General features: G+C 67.8%; 16 protein-coding genes. 6 read left to right on the top strand and 10 right to left on the bottom strand.

Annotated features, from left to right (window positions below; translation table 11 throughout):
• Positions 1-12: 12 nt before the first annotated feature.
• From ABD693_RS10615 to ABD693_RS10590, 6 genes are all read right to left on the bottom strand, one after another.
• Complete coding sequence (locus ABD693_RS10615) at positions 13-603, bottom strand: peptidylprolyl isomerase (RefSeq protein WP_344697035.1); 591 nt, start codon at positions 601-603, stop codon at positions 13-15.
• A complete protein-coding gene (coaD, locus tag ABD693_RS10610) occupies positions 600-1,097 on the bottom strand; it encodes a pantetheine-phosphate adenylyltransferase (RefSeq protein WP_344697034.1) in 498 nt (165 codons plus the stop codon). Before coaD ends, ABD693_RS10615 begins: the two co-directional genes overlap by 4 nt.
• Positions 1,094-1,999 carry a polyprenyl synthetase family protein gene (locus ABD693_RS10605; RefSeq protein WP_344697033.1) on the bottom strand — a complete coding sequence of 302 codons (906 nt, stop codon included), beginning with the start codon at positions 1,997-1,999 and terminating at the stop codon, positions 1,094-1,096. The genes coaD and ABD693_RS10605 overlap by 4 nt, the downstream gene beginning before the upstream one ends.
• On the bottom strand, positions 1,999-2,238 hold the full coding sequence (locus ABD693_RS10600) for an exodeoxyribonuclease VII small subunit (RefSeq protein ID WP_344697032.1): 240 nt from the start codon (positions 2,236-2,238) through the stop codon (positions 1,999-2,001). Before ABD693_RS10600 ends, ABD693_RS10605 begins: the two co-directional genes overlap by 1 nt.
• A 123-nt stretch (positions 2,239-2,361) precedes the next feature.
• On the bottom strand, positions 2,362-3,057 hold the full coding sequence (locus ABD693_RS10595) for a cell cycle transcriptional regulator TrcR (RefSeq protein WP_344697618.1): 696 nt from the start codon (positions 3,055-3,057) through the stop codon (positions 2,362-2,364).
• 137 nt (positions 3,058-3,194) lie between these two features.
• Positions 3,195-4,169: an NAD(P)H-quinone oxidoreductase gene (locus tag ABD693_RS10590; protein WP_344697031.1), complete on the bottom strand. Its 975-nt coding sequence runs from the start codon at positions 4,167-4,169 to the stop codon at positions 3,195-3,197.
• Positions 4,170-4,317: 148 nt separating this feature from the next.
• Between ABD693_RS10590 and ABD693_RS10585 the strand changes: the two genes are divergently transcribed.
• The 3 genes from ABD693_RS10585 (at position 4,318) to ABD693_RS10575 (ending at position 8,416) form a co-directional block, all read left to right on the top strand.
• Positions 4,318-4,512, top strand: coding sequence for a DUF1192 domain-containing protein (locus tag ABD693_RS10585; protein WP_344697030.1), 195 nt, complete (start codon positions 4,318-4,320; stop codon positions 4,510-4,512).
• Positions 4,513-4,617: 105 nt separating this feature from the next.
• Positions 4,618-6,984: an ATP-dependent Clp protease ATP-binding subunit ClpA gene (gene clpA, locus ABD693_RS10580; RefSeq protein ID WP_344697029.1), complete on the top strand. Its 2,367-nt coding sequence runs from the start codon at positions 4,618-4,620 to the stop codon at positions 6,982-6,984.
• A gap of 109 nt (positions 6,985-7,093) precedes the next feature.
• Positions 7,094-8,416 carry an SLC13 family permease gene (locus ABD693_RS10575; RefSeq protein ID WP_344697028.1) on the top strand — a complete coding sequence of 441 codons (1,323 nt, stop codon included), beginning with the start codon at positions 7,094-7,096 and terminating at the stop codon, positions 8,414-8,416.
• Here the strand turns inward: ABD693_RS10575 and ABD693_RS10570 are convergent.
• From ABD693_RS10570 to ABD693_RS10560, 3 genes are read right to left on the bottom strand one after another with little or no spacing between them, the layout of a single operon-like run.
• On the bottom strand, positions 8,413-8,895 hold the full coding sequence (locus ABD693_RS10570; RefSeq protein WP_344697027.1) for a hypothetical protein: 483 nt from the start codon (positions 8,893-8,895) through the stop codon (positions 8,413-8,415). The genes ABD693_RS10575 and ABD693_RS10570 overlap by 4 nt on opposite strands.
• Positions 8,896-8,948: 53 nt before the next feature.
• Entirely contained in the window at positions 8,949-9,809 is an 861-nt protein-coding gene (locus tag ABD693_RS10565) for an ATP-grasp fold amidoligase family protein (protein ID WP_344697025.1), read from the bottom strand.
• A gap of 52 nt (positions 9,810-9,861) precedes the next feature.
• Complete coding sequence (locus ABD693_RS10560; RefSeq protein ID WP_425567296.1) at positions 9,862-11,763, bottom strand: potassium transporter Kup; 1,902 nt, start codon at positions 11,761-11,763, stop codon at positions 9,862-9,864.
• A 239-nt stretch (positions 11,764-12,002) separates the two neighbouring features.
• Here ABD693_RS10560 and ABD693_RS10555 point away from each other — a divergent pair, with 239 nt between their 5' ends.
• The 3 genes from ABD693_RS10555 to ABD693_RS10545 all read left to right on the top strand — a co-directional run bounded on the left by ABD693_RS10555 (position 12,003) and on the right by ABD693_RS10545 (position 16,153).
• Positions 12,003-13,697: a M28 family metallopeptidase gene (locus tag ABD693_RS10555; protein WP_344697023.1), complete on the top strand. Its 1,695-nt coding sequence runs from the start codon at positions 12,003-12,005 to the stop codon at positions 13,695-13,697.
• Entirely contained in the window at positions 13,694-15,445 is a 1,752-nt protein-coding gene (locus ABD693_RS10550) for a M1 family metallopeptidase (protein ID WP_344697022.1), read from the top strand. The genes ABD693_RS10555 and ABD693_RS10550 overlap by 4 nt, the downstream gene beginning before the upstream one ends.
• Positions 15,446-15,523: 78 nt before the next feature.
• The gene (locus ABD693_RS10545; RefSeq protein ID WP_344697021.1) at positions 15,524-16,153 is read left to right on the top strand and encodes a glutathione S-transferase family protein; all 630 of its coding nucleotides are present in this window, start codon (positions 15,524-15,526) and stop codon (positions 16,151-16,153) included.
• Here ABD693_RS10545 and ABD693_RS10540 read toward each other — a convergent pair.
• Complete coding sequence (locus tag ABD693_RS10540) at positions 16,150-17,013, bottom strand: dienelactone hydrolase family protein (protein ID WP_344697020.1); 864 nt, start codon at positions 17,011-17,013, stop codon at positions 16,150-16,152. The two genes, ABD693_RS10545 and ABD693_RS10540, sit on opposite strands and share 4 nt — an antisense overlap.
• Positions 17,014-17,055: the final 42 nt, after the last annotated feature.

Genomic DNA, 17,055 nt, shown 5'->3' with positions numbered 1-17,055 from the left:
GCCAGGGAAGGGTCAGCCCCCCAGGGTCGCCCGAACGATCTTGGTCGGCGCTTCGGGCGGCTCGCCCGGCGCGATCTTGTCGACGTTGGGCATGCCGCTGATCACGCGGCCGAAGACGGTGTACTTGTTGTCGAGGCTCACGCGCGGCGCGAACATGATGTAGAACTGGCTGTTGGCGCTGTTGGGATCGGTTGCGCGGGCGGCCGCGACGCTCCCACGCAGGTGCGGCAGGCTGTTGAACTCGGCCGGCACGTCGGCCAGTGGCGAGCCGCCGGTGCCGTCGCCCTTGGGATCGCCGCCCTGCGCCATGAAGCCCGGGATCACGCGGTGAAAGGCGAGCCCGTTGTAGAAGCCCTGGCGGGTCAGCGTCTTGATCCGCTCGACCATCTTGGGGGCGGCATCGGGGCGCATTTGGATGACGACCTGGCCGCCGCTCGACAGGTCGAGGATCAGCTGGTTCGACTTGTCGGCGACCACCGCGGCGGGCGCGTTGATCGGCAGGTCGGCGGTCGCGGGCGGGCCGACCGGCTGCTTCTTGGCGGCGAGGACCGGGGCCGGCGCGGCCAGCAGGGCCAGGATCGGCAGGGCGAACTTGAGCTTCATAACTTCCCCTCATGCCCCAGGCGCGCCGCAACGTCGGCGGCGACCGCAGGGGTGACGAATTTGTCGATGGCGCCGCCGTAGCGGGCGATTTCTTTCACCAGCCTTGACGCGATCGGCTGGAGGCAGACGTCGGCCATCAGGAAGACCGTCTCGATCCGGTCATTGAGCTGCTGGTTCATGCCCGCCATCTGATATTCGTATTCGAAGTCGGCGACCGCGCGCAGGCCGCGCAGGATCATCGAGGCGCCCTGGCTTTCGGCAAAGTCCATCAGCAGCGCGTCGAAGCCGACCACCTCGATGTTGGCGATGTCGGCGGTCTCGCGCCGGACCGCTGCGATCCGCTCCTCAGTCGAGAAGAGCGGCGTCTTGGAGGGGTTGGTGGTGACCCCGATCACCAGCCGGTCGGCGAGCCGGCTCCCGCGCCGGATGATGTCGAGGTGCCCGAGCGTGATCGGGTCGAAGGTGCCGGGATAGACGGCGGTGCGGGCGGTCACCGGTCGCGCTCCACGGCGTAGCGGGCGATGGCGCGGAGGAGGTCGGCTTCTTCCCCGTGGGCGTGGAGGTGCTCGATCGCCTGGTCGACCAGCATCTGCGCCTGCTGGCGCGCGCGATCGGCGCCGAGGAGCGAGACGAAGGTCGCCTTGCCCATCTCCGCGTCCTTCTGGAGCTTCTTGCCGGCGGCTTCCTCGTCGCCCTCATGGTCGAGCAGGTCGTCGGCGATCTGGAAGGCGAGGCCGACGTTGCGGGCGTAGCCGCGATAGGGCGCGCGGCCTTCGGGAGCGACACGGCCCATGATGACTGCCGCTTCGACCGCATATTCGATCAGCGCGCCCGTCTTCAATTGCTGCAGGCGGGTGATGGCGCCGAGATCGAGCGTTTCGCCCTCGGCCGCGAGGTCCATCGCCTGGCCGCCGCCCATGCCGTCGATCCCGCTCGCCCTGGCGAGTTCGAGGACGAGCTCGGAGCGGACGAACGGATCCTCGTGGGTGCGCTCGTCGGCGAGCAGTTCGAAGGCGAGCGCATGATAGCAGTCGCCGGCGAGCACTGCGGTCGCCTCGTCGAAAGCCTTGTGGACCGTCGGCTTGCCCCGCCTGAGGTCATCGTCGTCCATGCACGGCAGGTCGTCGTGGATGAGGCTGTAGACGTGGATCGCCTCGATCGCCGCGCCGGCGCGAAGGGCGCGCTCCTCGTCGAGCGCGAACAGGCGCGCGGCGGCGACGGTGATCAGCGGACGCAGCCGCTTGCCGCCGCCGATTCCCGCATGACGCATCGCGGCGCACAGGCGGTCGCGGCCGTCGCAGCGGTCGGCGAGCGCACCCTCGAACAGGCGGTCGACGCCAGCGGCGATGCGCCTGGCTTCGCCGAGAAGGTCGACGGGGTCGGCGAGGGTCGCCATCAGTCGGCGTCGAACGGCCGGATGCCGGCGGGTTTGCCGTCGGGACCGAGGGCGATGGCGTCGATCCGCGCCTGCGCCGACTTCAGCCGTTCTTCGCACAGGCGCTTCAGGCGATCGCCTTCCTGATAGAGGTCGATCGACTGGTCGAGCGGCGCTTCACCGCGTTCGAGCTGGCGGACGATTTCCTCGAGCCGGGCAAGCGCGGCTTCGAAGGAGAGGGTTTCGGGGGCGGAGGCCATGGCTAGGGATTAGCTCGGCTTGGAGGAGAAGCAAGCGCGAGCGTCCTTCGACTTCGCTCAGGACGAACGAACAAACCATCGTTCGTCCTGAGCGGAGCGCCGAAGGCGCGCAGTCGAAGGGCGTTATTCCGAGACCTTGCGGAACGGGTCCTGGACGCCGGGCATGATCTCGCCGGGTGCAAGGCCATGCTCGTCGCGCTGGGCGTCGATGGCGGCGGCTTCAGCGTCGCGGGCATGCTGCTCGCGCTCGGCGCGGAGCTGCTCGATCAGGCTGGCACGATCGGTGTCGAGGCGGCCGTCGTCGACCTGCTCGATCCCCGCTGCCTTCTGCGCCTTGGCGACCGCGGCATCGAGCTCGCGCTGGCTGGTGAGCCCGAGCGTGACCGGATCCTTGGGCTGGATGTTGGCGATGTTCCAGTGGCTGCGATCGCGGATCGCGGCGATCGTCGTGCGGGTCGTGCCGATCAGCTTTCCGATCGCGCCGTCAGACACTTCCGGGTGATTCTTGATGATCCACGCGATGCCGTCGGGCTTGTCCTGCCGCTTCGAGACCGGGGTGTAGCGCGGGCCCTTGGTGCGGGTGACCTGCTCGGGCGCCTTGAACATCTTGAGCGTGTAATTGGGATCGGCCTGGCCGCGCTCGATCTCCTCGTGGGTGAGCTCGCCCGAGCGGAGCGGGTCGCGGCCGGTCAGCTTGGTCGCCGCGGTGTCGTCGGCGATCGCCTGCACCTCGAGGATGTGAAGGCCGCAGAATTCGGCGATCTGCTCGAAGGTCAGGCCGGTGTTGTCGACCAGCCATGCGGCGGTCGCATGGGGCATGAGCGGGGTCGCCTGCGGCTGAACTTGGGCCATGGTCTGTCGTCTCCGGACACAAAAAGGGCCGCCCCTTTACGGAGCGGCCGAGCATTGCACCGAGATAACCGCGAGGGCGGCGAAGCGCAACCGCCCTCGTCGGGTCAGACCGTCAGGACGATCTTGCCGACATGGTCGCCGCCTTCCATCCGGGCGTGGGCGGCGCTCGCCTCGCGCAGCGGAAAGGTCCGGTCCATGACGGGGCGGAGCTGGCCGCTCTCGACAAACGGCCAGACGGTCGCGCGCAATTCCTCGGCGACGAGCGTCTTGAAGGCGAGCGTGCGCGGCCGGAGCGTCGAGCCGGTGAGCGTCAGCCGCCGCCGCATGATGTCGAGGAAGCTCACTTCCGCCGTCACGCCGCGCTGGGTCGCGATCGAGACGTGGCGGCCGTCGTCGGCGAGGACCGCGAGGTTGCGGGCGATGTAATCTCCGCCGACCATGTCGAGGACAACATTCACGCCCGCGCCGCCGGTCAGTTGCCTGACCTCGTTGACGAAGTCGCGGGTCTTGTAGTTGATCGCCGCGGCCGCGCCGAGCTTGAGGGCGGCGGCGCATTTGTCGTCGCCGCCGCAGGTGACGACCGCCTTCACCCCGAACAATTTGCACAGGCTGATCGCCATGGTGCCGATGCCGCTGGTGCCGCCGTGGATCAGTGCCCACTCGCCCTCGGTCGCGAAGCCGCGTTCGAACAGGTTGATCCAGACGGTGAAGAGCGTCTCGGGAAGCGCCGCCGCCTCGGCCATCGACAGGCCTTCGGGCACGGGGAGCGACGTCCCCGCGGGCGCAATCGCATATTCGGCGTAGCCCCCGCCCGCGACCAGCGCGCAGACGTTGGTGCCGATGAGGTGGGTCGCCCCCTGCCCCGCCGCCACGACCTCGCCCGCGACCTCGAGACCGGGGAGGTCCGAGGCGCCCGGCGGGGGCGGATAGGCGCCGCGGCGCTGGAGGACGTCGGGACGGTTGACGCCCGCCGCCGCCACCTTGACCAGAAGTTCGCCCGGGCCCGGCTGCGGCACCGGTCTCTTGCCCGGAACGAGAACGTCGGGACCGCCCGGCGTACTGATCTCGATTGCCGTCATGACGTCAGGCACTTGCATCCGTATCCGTCTCCGCGAGCTACTTCTCGCCCATGCCTTAACCGCTCCGCAGGCACGGCAAAGCGAAAAGTTGGGGATGATGGCCCCGAGGCCCGTTGACTTGTTGGATGGGCGAGCCGACCTTTGCCGCATGGACGACGAATTCTTCTCGTCACGCCCCGAGGACCCGCTGGTCCTGCTGGCCCGGCAGGACCTCGATCCGCTGAGCGCGCATGAACTCGAGGAGCGGATCGCCGCGCTCGAGGCCGAGATCGCCCGGGTCCGGGCGCACGCCCTTGCGGTCGCCAAGCACCGCTCCGCCGCCGATGCCCTCTTCAAGCGATAGATTTCGCCCTCTGCTTTTGGCCGCCCTTGTGAAGGCCGCAACGCCGCACGAGATAAGAAGTTAAGAACGCCGGGTGCGTGTCGCTCCCGGATCAGGAGTCCCCGAATGCCCAGTTTCGCCCGCGAGCTCGAACAAACCCTCCACAATGCCCTGGGAGAGGCGAGCCGCCGCCGTCACGAATATGCGACGCTCGAGCACCTGCTCATGGCGCTGATCGACGATGGCCATGCCTCGAAGGTGATGACCGCCTGCGGCGTCAACCGCGATGAATTGAAGGCCACCGTCAAGCAGTATCTCGACGGCGAGCTCGGCGCGCTCGTCGCCGACAGCGGTACCGATCCGACGCCCACCAGCGGCTTCCAGCGCGTCGTCCAGCGCGCGATCCTCCACGTCCAGTCCTCGGGTCGCGACGAGGTGACGGGCGCGAACGTGCTCGTCGCCCTCTTCTCCGAGCGCGAGAGCTACGCGGTCTATTTCCTGCAGCAGCAGGACATGAGCCGGCTGGATGCGGTCACATACATCAGCCACGGCGTCGGCAAGGGCGAAAGCGGCGAAGGCGCGACCCCGCCTACGGGCACGGGCGCGGAGGAGACCAAGTCCGACAAGTCCAGCGCCGACAAGAAGGAAAGCGCGCTCAAGCAGTTCACCGTCGACCTCAACGAGAAGGCCAAGATCGGCAAGGTCGATCCGCTGATCGGGCGCATGGCCGAGGTCGACCGGACGGTGCAGATCCTCTGCCGCCGCTCGAAGAACAACCCGCTCTATGTAGGCGATCCGGGCGTCGGCAAGACCGCCATCGCCGAAGGGCTCGCGCGCAAGATCGTCGAGGGCGACGTGCCCGACGTGCTCAAGCCCGCGGTGATCTACTCGCTCGACATGGGCGCGCTGCTCGCCGGCACCCGTTATCGCGGCGACTTCGAGGAGCGCCTGAAGTCGGTCGTATCCGAGCTCGAGAAGCTCCCCGACGCGATCCTCTTCATCGACGAGATCCACACGGTGATCGGCGCCGGCGCGACCAGCGGCGGGGCGATGGATGCGTCCAACCTCCTCAAGCCCGCGCTGTCGAGCGGCGCGATCCGCTGCATCGGCTCGACCACCTACAAGGAATTCCGCAACCACTTCGAGAAGGACCGGGCGCTGCTCCGGCGCTTCCAGAAGATCGACGTCAACGAGCCGACGGTCGAGGACACGGTCAAGATCATCGCCGGCCTGCGCTCCTCCTTCGAGGAGCATCACAAGGTCCGCTACACCCCCGACGCCATCAAGTCGGCGGTGGAGCTGTCGGCGCGCTACATCCATGACCGCAAGCTGCCCGACAAGGCGATCGACGTGATCGACGAGGTGGGCGCGATGCAGATGCTCGTGCCGCCGTCCAAGCGGAAGAAGGTGATCACGCCCAAGGAGGTCGAGCAGGTCGTCGCGACCATGGCGCGGATCCCGCCGAAGAGCGTGTCGACCGACGACAAGAAGACGCTTCAGCATCTCGAGGCGGACCTAAAGCGGGTCGTGTTCGGGCAGGACCTCGCGGTCGAGCGGCTGGCCTCGGCCATCAAGCTCAGCCGGGCGGGTCTGCGCGATCCCGACAAGCCGATCGGCAACTATCTCTTCTCGGGGCCCACCGGCGTCGGCAAGACTGAGGTCGCGCGCCAGCTCGCCTCGATCCTCGGCATCCCGCTCCAGCGTTTCGACATGAGCGAATATATGGAGCGCCACTCGGTCAGCCGCCTGATCGGCGCGCCCCCGGGCTATGTCGGCTATGACCAGGGCGGTCTCCTGACCGACGCGGTCGACCAGCAGCCGCACAGCGTGCTCCTCCTCGACGAGATCGAGAAGGCGCACCCGGACCTGTTCAACATCCTCCTGCAGGTGATGGACAACGGCAAGCTCACCGACCACCACGGCAAGACCGTCGACTTCCGCAACACCATCCTCATCATGACCACCAATGCCGGTGCGTCGGACATGGCGCGGGAGAGCATCGGCTTCGGGGCGATGAGCCGCGAGGACGTGCAGGAAGACGCGATCCGCAAGATGTTCACGCCCGAGTTCCGCAACCGCCTCGATGCGGTGGTGCCGTTCGGCTACCTGCCGCCCGCGGTGGTGGCCCGGGTGGTGGACAAGTTCATCCTCCAGCTCGAGCTTCAGCTGGCGGACCGCGGCGTCCACATCGAGCTCGACGACGAGGCGCGCGAGTGGCTCACCGCCAAGGGCTATGACAAGCTCTACGGTGCCCGCCCGATGGGTCGACTCGTGCAGGAGAAGATCAAGCAGCCGCTCGCGGAAGAACTGCTTTTCGGCAAGCTGGTGCACGGCGGCGAGGTCAAGGTTCGGCTGAAGGACAACCAGCCGGTGTTCGAGATCACGCCCGCCGCGCCGTCCAAGGCGGTCAAGCCCAAGGGGGCAAGGCCCCGCAAGGCCAAGCCGACCGAGGACAAGCCGAGCGAGGCCCCGGAGGCACCGACGGCCGAGTAAGGCCGGCCTTCATCAACGAACCGAGCAGGGCGCGGAAGGGACCTTCCGCGCCCTGTTTCGTTTGTCTGCCGATGAACAATGCGCGTTGCCGGTGTCCGGCCATCGATCCTTGGCCGAACTGACCCACCTCCTGACCCCGCAGGTGATCACGCTCGCCGTGCTGGTCGCGGTGGTCGTCGCGCTGATCCTCGACAAGGGCCGCTCCGACGTCATCGCGCTATCGGGGGCGGCGGTACTCCTGATGACCGGCGTCGTCCGCCCGATCCAGGTCCAGAGCGCGTTCGCGAGCCCGGCGGTCATCACCCTCGCCTCGCTGTTCGTCATCGCCTACGCGATGGAGCGCGCGGGCCTCCTCGACGCCGGGATCCGCGCGCTCGTTGCGCTGTGCCAGCGGATCGGCAAGGCCGGCCTGTGGCTCCTGATCGCGGTTGGCGGCGCGGCGTCCTCGATCCTCAACAACACGCCGATCGTCGTGCTGCTCGCGCCGGTCATCAAGGACACTGCCGAGCGGATGGGGATCTCGGCCAAACCGTTCCTCATTCCCCTGTCCTACGCGACCATCCTTGGCGGGGGCTGCACGCTGATCGGCACCTCGACCAACCTCCTCGTCAATGACGTCGCGGGCGCGGCGGGGCAGGTGAAATTCTCGATCTTCGAGATCACGCCGGTGGGCGTCGCGGTGGCGCTGGTCGGCGGGCTCTACCTCTTCCTGTTCAGCGGCCGGCTGATCGACAAGAGCGAAGCGGCCGTGGTGCCGGCCCCGCCCACGATCGGCGCGACCAATGCCGCGGGCGGCCTCCCCGGCGACGCTTCCGCCTTTGCCGAGGAGCGGCCGTTGCAGCCGGTCCGGGCCTTGGTCTCGCTCGCGGTATTCGCCGGGGTGATCGCCGCCGCGGCCATCGGGGTCGCGCCCATCGCCGCCTGCGCCTTTGCCGGGGCGATCCTCCTTATCCTGCTGCGCGTGCTGACCGCCGACGAGGCCTATTCGGGCCTTCGCCCCGACGTCCTCATGCTGATCGCGGGAATGCTCGTGCTGGGCATCGCGCTGCGCACCTCGGGCGTCGCCGAGACCATCGCGACCGCGCTGATCGGCAGCGTCGATGGCCTGCCCCCGCTCGCGGCGCTGGCGTTGCTCTACGTCGCGGTGCTGTTCCTGACCGAGATCCTGTCGAACGCCACGGTCGCGGTGCTGTTCACGCCGATCGCCGTGTCGATGGGCGAGGCGCTGTCGGTCAGCCCCCGCCCCTTCCTCGTCGCGACCATGCTCGCCGCCAGCGCCGCCTTCGCGACCCCGTTCGGCTACCAGACCAACGCTTTGGTCTACCAGCTCGGCCGCTACCGCTATCTCGACTTCGTGAAGCTCGGGATGCCGCTCAACCTCGTCACCGCGGCAACGGCCTGCGCGGTCATCCCGTTCTTCTTTCCGTTCTAGTTCCTGGCCTTGTCCTGAAGGACGATGCTGCCCTTCGTGCCGCTCCCCTGCGGGACGAAGGCCATGGCGAAGGTGTCCCCGTCCTTGCTCGTGCCCTCGAGCCCCTGCGCGGTGGCGCGGGCATCGACGCCCTTGGCCTTGAACTGCTCGAGGAAATAGCCCCGCACCGCGTCGGGCGTGGCCGGCGCGTTGAAGGCGAAATTGACCTTGGCGTCCTTGCCCGTGCCGGCGTCGATGCTGAAGCCGTCGATCTTCGCGTCGGGGTACATCTTGACCCCGTCGATGTCGAAATTGGCGTCCTTCATCATGCCTTCGGGAAGCTTGATGTTGCCCTTGGCGAAGGGGAGGTCGAACTTGACCTGCCCGTCGCCCTTGCCCTCGATCGCGACCTTCTCGGACTTGCTCGCATTGTCGGTGTCGAAATCGACGTCGCACGCCGACAGACCGAGCGTCGCGACGATCAACAAAGCCTGCTTCACTTGCCTCACTCCCACTGTGTTGCAACAGCAATACAGCCGGGAATGGCAGTGGGTCAAGCGGCGAGGATGACCGACCGGAGCGGCTCGAGCGCGACCGCCGCCGCCCAGAGGGCGCCCATGGCGGCGTTGAGGCCCGGCGGCTCGACGGGCTCGAGGCCGCTCCCCGGATAGAAGGTCATTTCGCCGAAGCGGGCGCTGCCGGCGATCTCGTAGAAGTCGGCGCGAACGAAACTGAAGTCCTCGCCCAGCGTCTCGGCCGCAGCCAGCATGGCGGGGAGCGAGGCCGGCCGCGCCGGATCGGGATCGGCGGTGGCCGGCGACACCCGGCGCCACTGGCGATCGAACACGATCCAGCGATGGTTGCCGCCGCGGCCGAGGTGGACCTGGACGAACCGCGCTTCGCCGCCGAAGACGAAGACCTTGTAGTCGATCGGCAAAAGCTCGCCCTCACCGATATAAGGTTCGACCAGCAGCCCCGGCTCGATCTGTCCGTAGAGCCATTCGTCGAGCCACTCGCCATAGCTCGTCCCGAGCCACCCGTCGGCGAGACCCAGCACCCGGCGATAATCATCGGCCGTGCGCACCACGACCGTCTGGTTGCAGCCGTGGCGCGCCTTGACGACGAACGGCATCGGCCAGACAGGCTCGGCGGGAAGTTTCCGCCCCTGCCACAGGGTCGGCGTCACCCATTCGGTCCCGAGCATTTGCGCGACCCACGGCTTCACCCGGAGCTTGTCGGCGAGGATCGGGAGGCGCGGATCGCGGTCGTTGAGCTTGCGGTGCTGGATCCACTCGGTCAGCAGCCTGGGATCGGTCAGCCGGGCGAGCCGGCGGTGTCGCCACCAGTAAGTGAGCTGGATCCGCAGCGGGCTGGTGCCCGCGGGGGTGGGCGGGCGACGGAGAAACGCGAACATCCCCCGTGCAAGCAACGAACCCCGCGCTTCGTTCCGCTACCGGACCAAAGGCCTAGATGGTGATTTGGCTGCCGAGCTCGACCACGCGGTTGGGCGGCAGCTTGAAGAAGTCCATCGCGGTCGCCGAATTGCGGACCATCCAGGCGAACAGCCGCTCGCGCCACCGCGCCATGCCGGGCTTGCTGCCGGCGATGACGGTCTGACGAGAAAGGAAGTAGCTGGTGGTCATGGCATCGCACACGCCGACCTCGTCGCGCGCTGCGGCGAGCGCGGCGGGGATGTCCGGGTCTTCCGAAAATCCGTAGCGGATGACCACCCGGTTCAATCCACCGCCGAGCGCCTCGACGCTGACCCGGTCCTCGTCGCGGACATAGGGGACGTTCAGTACCTTGACCGTGGTCAGCAGCACGCGCTCGTGGAGCACCTGGTTGTGCTTGAGGTTGTGGAGCAAGGCCGGCGGAATGCCGACCGCTGCGCTGGTCAGGTAGACCGCGGTGCCGCGGATCCGGTGGACGCCCTGGCTGACCGACTTGACGAACACCTCGATCGGCATCGCCCCGCCCTTCAATTCGACATGGACGAGCTCGCGGCCCTTGGCCCAGGTGGTGAGCAGGGTGAAGCTGATCAGCGCGATCACGACCGGGAACCAGCCCCCGTCGAAGAACTTGGTCAGGTTCGATGCGAAATAGGTGAGGTCGACGAGGCCAAGCAGCGCGATCAGCGGCCACGACAGCCACCGCGGCCAGTTCCAATATTGGGTGACCAGCACCGCGAGCATCAGCGTGGTGATCGCCATCGTGCCGGTCACCGCGATGCCATAGGCGCTGGCGAGGTTCGAGCTGTTGCCGAAGACGACGACCAGCACGACCACCGACACGCACAGCAGCCAGTTGATCAGCGGCACGTAGATCTGCCCCTCGGCGATCCGGCTGGTGTGGCGGATGGTGAGCCGCGGCACGAGGCCAAGTTGCACTGCCTGACGCACTACGCTGAAGGCGCCGGTGATGACTGCCTGGCTGGCGATGATCGTGGCGACGACCGCGAGCACGATGAGCGGCAGGCGCCACGCCTCGCTGGCGAGGAGGTAGAAGGGATTGGCGATGGCGTTCGGCTGCTCGAGCAGCAGCGCGCCCTGGCCGAGATAATTGATCATCAGCGCCGGGAAGGCGAACAGCAGCCAGGCGAAGCGGATCGGCTTGGCGCCATAATGGCCAAGGTCGGCGTAAAGCGCCTCGGCGCCGGTGACCGACAGGACGATCGAGCCTAGAGCAAGGAACGCGAGGTGCGGATCGTCGAGGACGAAGCGCAGCGCCCAGACCGGCGACAGGGCGCGGATGACGTCGGGCCGGTCCGCGACCGCCATCGCCCCGAGGCCGGCGAGGATGACGAAATAGCCGAGCATGATCGGCCCGAAGACCGCGCCGACGCGGGCGGTGCCGAAGCGTTGCACCGCGAACAGCCCGACGATGATCACAAGGGCAACGGGCATTGCGTAGGGCGTGAAGTCGGCGTTGATCGTGCCGACACCCTCGACCGCCGACAGCACCGAAATGGCCGGGGTGATGATCGCGTCGCCGAAGAACAAGGCGGTCGCGAACACGCCGAGCATGGTCAGCCCCGCGGTCAAGCGCTTGCGGTCGCCATGCCGCGACAGCAGCGCGAGCAGCGCCAGGCTCCCGCCCTCGCCCTTGTTGTCGGCGCGCAGCATGACGACGACATATTTGAGCGTCACCACGATCATGAACGTCCAGAAGATGACGCTCAGAACGCCGAGCACGCGGAGTTCGGTGACCGGCATCGGGTGGTGCCCGATGAAGCTCTCCTTGAGCGCGTAGAGCGGCGAGGTGCCGATGTCGCCGAACACGACGCCGAGCGCGCCCAACGTCAGCAAGGGGGTCGAGCCGCGCGGCGCGTGGGCGTCGGCGGAATGGCCGGTCGTGCCGGCGTCGGTCATGTCGTTCATGGGGACTGCTTGCGAACCTGTGCCTGGTGAAAGCTCTCGAACAGGGTCGTCGTCGGATGGCGGCGGCCGCGAGTCGGCTTGTCCAACCTATAGCAGACCAATTTCGTTGCACTAGCGAACGGACGCCCGGCTTTCCGGCGATGCGCGACAAAGCCCTTTTCACCCGCCCCCATGCGCTGCATGAACCGCGGGCTTGAGAATCTCCTCCACCCCATATTTGGAGTGCGCTTGTGATCCGACCCTCGCTGTTTCTCGCCGCCACCGCCCTCGCCGCCGGCCCGCTCGCCGCACAGAGCTTCTCTACGCAGCGCGTGGCGCAGGACATCCAGACGTTGTCGAGCGATGCTTATGAGGGGCGCGGTCCCGCCACCCCGGGCGAAACCAAGACGGTCGCCTATCTCGTTCAGCAGCTGACCACCGCGGGCGTCCAGCCGGGCGGCGAGATCATCGACGGGAAGCGGCAATACACCCAGCGCGTGCCGCTGCTGCAGTCGAGCTGGTCGGCCGATCCGGTCGTCACGCTCCAGACCGCCGCCGGTGGCGCCCGCCTCGCGCAGGGCACCGACATTGCGGTCCGCGCGCCCTTGAACGGGGCGAGCCAGCTCCGCCTCGACAACGCCCCGCTGGTCTTCGCGGGCTATGGCGTCCAGGCGCCCGAGCGGCAGTGGGACGACTTCAAGGGCGTCGACGTGCGCGGCAAGATCCTCGTCGTCTTCATCAACGACCCCGATTTCTACGGGGCGATCGGCGATGGCGGCCCCGACTTCGGCGGCAAGGCGATGACCTATTACGGCCGCTGGACCTACAAATATGAGCAGGCCGCCAAGCTCGGCGCCGCCGGCGTCATCATCGTCCACGAGGACGCGCCCGCCTCCTACGGCTGGAACACGGTCAAGAATTCGAACACCAACACCATGTTCGACGTCGTCCGCCAGAACCCGGGTGGATCGCACCCGGCGATGGAAAGCTGGGTGTCGAGCGCCACCGCCGCGAAGATTTTCGCGAGCGCCGGCATGACCCTCGAGCAGGCCAAGGCCGCCGCCCGCCGCCGCGACTTCAAGCCGGTCGAGCTTCCTGTCCGCCTCAGCGCCACCGGCAATGCCGCCGCGCAGACCATCACCAGCTACAATGTCGTGGGCCTGCTCCCCGGCACCCGGCGGCCCGACGAGACGGTCATCTATTCGGCGCACTGGGACCATCTCGGGATCGGCCTGCCCGACGCCAATGGCGACAAAATCTACAATGGCGCCCTCGACAATGCGACGGGCACCGCCCACGTGCTCGAGCAGGCGCGCTGGTTCGCCAAGCAGCCGCGGACCCAGCGCAGCCTCGTCTTCCTGTTCGTGACGGCCGAGGAAAAGGGCCTGCTGGGGAGCGAGTATTACGTCTCGAACCCGCTTTATCCGCTCTCCAAGACGGCGGGCGTCCTCAACACCGACGGCGGCGCCATCTACGGGCCGGCGCGCGACTTCTCGATGTCGGGCTCGGCCAAGCTCGGCCTGCTCGACATGCTCGTCGCCGAGGGCGCCAAGCAGAAGCGCACCTATTCGCCCGACGAAAAGGTCGAGGCGGGCTATTTCTTCCGCTCGGATCACTTCCCGTTCGCCAAGCGCGGCGTGCCCGCGATCAGCTGGCGCGGCGGAGCGGACCTGGTGAACGGCGGCAAGGCCCGCGGCCTCGCGCTGAACGAGGATTATACGGTCAAGCGCTACCACCAGCCCGACGACGAATATTCGCCGAGCTGGGATCTGTCCGGCCTCGCGCAGGACGCGGCGCTGCTTCACAATGTCGGGCGCGACCTCGCCAATTCGAGCGCCTGGCCGAACTGGAGCCAGGACAGCGAATTCCGCGCCGCGCGTGACGCGAGCGGTGGCGACCGGGGCGCGAGCGCTGCGCCCGCCGGGAAGCCGGGCGAGCGGGGTTGAGCAGCACGGCCGGCCGGGGCCCGCGCTCCGGCCGGGTCCTGCTGATCGTCCTCCTTGTCGCCGGCTTGGTCGCCGCGCTGGCCTGGTGGTGGCACGGGCGGGCCAAGGAGGACGTGCTCAGCGAATGGACCGCCGACACCGGTCATCCGCTGACCGCCGAGCAGCGATCGGTCCGCTTCGCCGCTGCCGACCTCGCCTTCGATGTCGACCCGGCGAAGAAGGCGCTGGGCGGGATCGCGACCTTGCGGTTCGACGTGCTGAAGCCGATCGACAAGCTCCAGCTCGACCTCGATCCGCGCTTCGCTATTTCCTCGCTCACCGCCGACGGCAAGGACGCCAGGTTCGACAATCCGGAAGGGCGGCTCACCGTCACCCTCCCGCGCTCCTATGCCGCCGGCGAGAAGCTGGCGTTGCGCATCGCCTACGCCGGCCAGCCGCATGTCGCGAAAAAGGCGCCGTGGGACGGCGGTTTCGTCTGGTCGAAGACCCCCGCCGGGGCGCCATGGGTGGCGACTGCAGTCGAAGGCGAGGGCTGCGACCTCTTCTGGCCGTGCATCGACAACAGCCTGGTCGAGGTCGGCACGGTCGACCTCCACATCACCGTGCCCAAGGGCCTCGTCGCCCCCTCGAACGGACGCTTCACCGGCCTGACCCGCGCTGCGGACGGCCGCCCGACCTGGAACTGGCGCACGAGCAATCCGAACAACTACGCGATCGCGCTCAACATCGCGCCCTACAAGGTGCTTCGCGAGGAGCATCGCAGCCGCTTCGGCAACGTCATCCCCGTCTTCTATTTCTACCTGCCGGGCGAAGACGCCAAGGCGAAGGCGCTGTTCGCCGAATTCGGACCGACGCTCGACTGGTACGAGCGGACGATCGGCCCCTACCCCTTCGGCAGCGAAAAGGTCGCGGCGGTCGAGACCCCGCACCTCGGCATGGAGCACCAGACGATCAACGCTTATGGCAATGGCTACAAGCCGGCGGCCGAAGGCTTCGACTGGCTGTTCCACCACGAATTCGCGCACGAATGGTTCGGCAACCAGCTGACCAATGCCGACTGGGACGACATGTGGCTGCACGAAGGCTTCGGCACCTACATGCAGGCGCTCAGCATTCGCGACCGCCTTGGTGACCTGCCCTACGACGCCTGGCTGTGGAAGCAGCGGGCGTTGATCCAGAACAAGTTCCCGATCGCCACCGGCCACCACATGCTCGAGAAGCAGGTCTATGACAGCAAGGTCGGGCCGGGCACCGACATCTACTACAAGGGCGCCTACGCGCTCCACACGTTGCGCAACCTGATCGGCGACGAGCCTTTCTTCCGCGCGACCCGGCGGCTGGTCTACGGCCGCCCCGATCCCCGCCCCGGCAACTTCACCACACGCTTCGGGACGACCGAGGAATATGTCCGTCTCGTCAACGAGGAGACGGGCCGCGACCTGCGGTGGTTCTTCGACGTCTACATCCGCTCGGCCAGGCTCCCGCGGCTGGTGACGACACAGGCAGGCAACCGGGTGCAGCTGCAGTGGCGCACGCAAGGGGGCAGGCCCTTCCCGATGCCGGTCGAGGTGCGCGTCGGCGACCGGGTCGAGACTGTCCCGATGACCGGCGGGCGCGGGACGCTGACGCTTCCGGCGGTTGACACGCCCTTCACCATCGACCCGGCGGGCAAGCTCCTGATGCAGTCCGACGCGGTCGATCGCTTCCGCGACTGGACCGCCGAGGAGGCCAGGAAGAAGGCTGCCTGATCGGCCCCAACCCCCGCTTGCGAATGCCGCTCACGAAGCGTAGTTCTCTTTTTGTTCACTCGTGCAGGGGAAGCGCCGATGTCCGACCTCGTCTTTTACACCAACCCGCAGTCGCGCGGGCAGATCGTCCGATGGATGCTGGAGGAGGTGGGCGCGCCCTACCGGACCGAAATCCTCGATTACGCGACCACGCTGAAGGGCGACGCCTATCGCGCGATCAATCCGATGATGAAGATCCCGGCGATCGTCCACGACGGCAAGGTCGTGACCGAGGTCGCGGCCATCTGCGCCTATCTCGCCGACGCCTTTCCGGACGCGGGCCTCGCCCCCGCCCTCACCGACCGCGCGGACTATTATCGCTATCTCTTCTTCGCCGCCGGCCCGCTCGAGATGACCTTCAGCCTGAAGGCGATCCAGTATGAGCCGCCCGCCGACAAGCAGCGGATGTTCGGCCACGGCAACGAGGCGCTGGTGTTCGAGGCGCTCGATCGGATGCTCGGCGACCGCGACTATGTCACCGGCACCTTCTCGGCGGCCGACCTCTATCTGGCGAGCGAGCTCGGCTTCATGATGCGCTTCGGGATGATCACCGGCTCGCCGACATTGCAGGCCTATGTCGCGCGCTGCACCGACCGCGACGCCTATCGCCGCGGCCAGCAGCTCGACACCGAGGCGGCCGAGGCGATGAAGGCCGCCGTTCCCGCCTAGGCGAGCCGCGCGCGGTAGAGCGAGGAGAGCCGAGTCCAGGCCTTTTCGGCCGCCGCCTCGTTATAGGCCTGGCTTCCGGGGACGCACCAGCCGTGGTCGGCGGGATAGACCTCGATCTCGGCCCGGCGCCTGGCCTTGGCGAAGGCGGCGCGGAGCTGGCCTTTTGCGTCGGGCTGCTTCTTGTCGTCGTTCTGCGCGATCGCGACGAGGAAGTCGGCGTTGGTCGAAGGCACGAGGAGGTGCGGGCTGTTCGGCTTGTCGGTGACGAGCCCGCCCCCGTGGAAGCTCGCCGCCGCCCGGATCCGACCCGGCACCGCCGCGGCCGTCCGGAAGGTGAAGGGCCCGCCCATGCAATAGCCCTGGACACCCGCGCCCTTGCGGCGGTTGGTCACCTTCTGCGCGTCGAGGAAGGCGAGATAGGCCCTGGCGTCCGCATCGATCCGCTCGTCGGTCAGCTGGGCGCGATATTCCATCACCGGCTTCATCGCCTCGCGGTCGGAGAAATCGACCGAGCCCGAGACGACCGGCGCCTTCTTCGCGCGGTAATAGGGATTGGGGACGAGCACGACATAGCCCTGCGCGGCGAGGCGCCGGCCCATCTCGCGGAACACGGGACGCAAGCCCAGGATGTCGGTCCAAATGAGGACGGCCGGCCAGCTGCCCTTGCCCGCCGGATGGAACAGCGCCGCATCGGCCTGTCCGTCGGGGGTCGGCACGACGACGTCGCTTTCCGTGACATTGGCGGCGAGCGCGAGGCCCGGCAGCCCGGTCGCGGCGGCGACGCTGGTCAGCCCGATCATCAGCCCGCGCCGGGTCATGTCGGTGTCGACGATGAAACGCCCCTTGTCGGTCTCGCACATGCTGGCTCTCCTCCGGTCCTAGTCTGTTACCGCATCAATGAC

Source organism: Sphingomonas rosea, assembly GCF_039538065.1.
Taxonomy (GTDB): Bacteria; Pseudomonadota; Alphaproteobacteria; order Sphingomonadales; family Sphingomonadaceae; genus Sphingomicrobium; species Sphingomicrobium rosea.
The sequence above is the reverse complement of the archived record's forward strand: the minus strand, read 5'-3'. Positions and strand labels throughout refer to the sequence as shown.

What these genes read in the sequence shown, in the direction of transcription:
- ABD693_RS10605 (WP_344697033.1), bottom strand. Translation starts at nt 1,999, where the DNA reads ATGGCGACCCTCGCCGACCCCGTCGACCTTCTCGGCGAAGCCAGGCGC.
- ABD693_RS10545 (WP_344697021.1), top strand. Translation starts at nt 15,524, where the DNA reads ATGTCCGACCTCGTCTTTTACACCAACCCGCAGTCGCGCGGGCAGATC.
- ABD693_RS10590 (WP_344697031.1), bottom strand. Translation starts at nt 4,169, where the DNA reads ATGACGGCAATCGAGATCAGTACGCCGGGCGGTCCCGACGTTCTCGTT.
- clpA (WP_344697029.1), top strand. Translation starts at nt 4,618, where the DNA reads ATGCCCAGTTTCGCCCGCGAGCTCGAACAAACCCTCCACAATGCCCTG.
- ABD693_RS10565 (WP_344697025.1), bottom strand. Translation starts at nt 9,809, where the DNA reads ATGTTCGCGTTTCTCCGTCGCCCGCCCACCCCCGCGGGCACCAGCCCG.
- ABD693_RS10560 (WP_425567296.1), bottom strand. Translation starts at nt 11,763, where the DNA reads ATGACCGACGCCGGCACGACCGGCCATTCCGCCGACGCCCACGCGCCG.
- ABD693_RS10585 (WP_344697030.1), top strand. Translation starts at nt 4,318, where the DNA reads ATGGACGACGAATTCTTCTCGTCACGCCCCGAGGACCCGCTGGTCCTG.
- ABD693_RS10600 (WP_344697032.1), bottom strand. Translation starts at nt 2,238, where the DNA reads ATGGCCTCCGCCCCCGAAACCCTCTCCTTCGAAGCCGCGCTTGCCCGG.
- ABD693_RS10595 (WP_344697618.1), bottom strand. Translation starts at nt 3,057, where the DNA reads ATGCCCCATGCGACCGCCGCATGGCTGGTCGACAACACCGGCCTGACC.
- ABD693_RS10540 (WP_344697020.1), bottom strand. Translation starts at nt 17,013, where the DNA reads ATGTGCGAGACCGACAAGGGGCGTTTCATCGTCGACACCGACATGACC.
- ABD693_RS10615 (WP_344697035.1), bottom strand. Translation starts at nt 603, where the DNA reads ATGAAGCTCAAGTTCGCCCTGCCGATCCTGGCCCTGCTGGCCGCGCCG.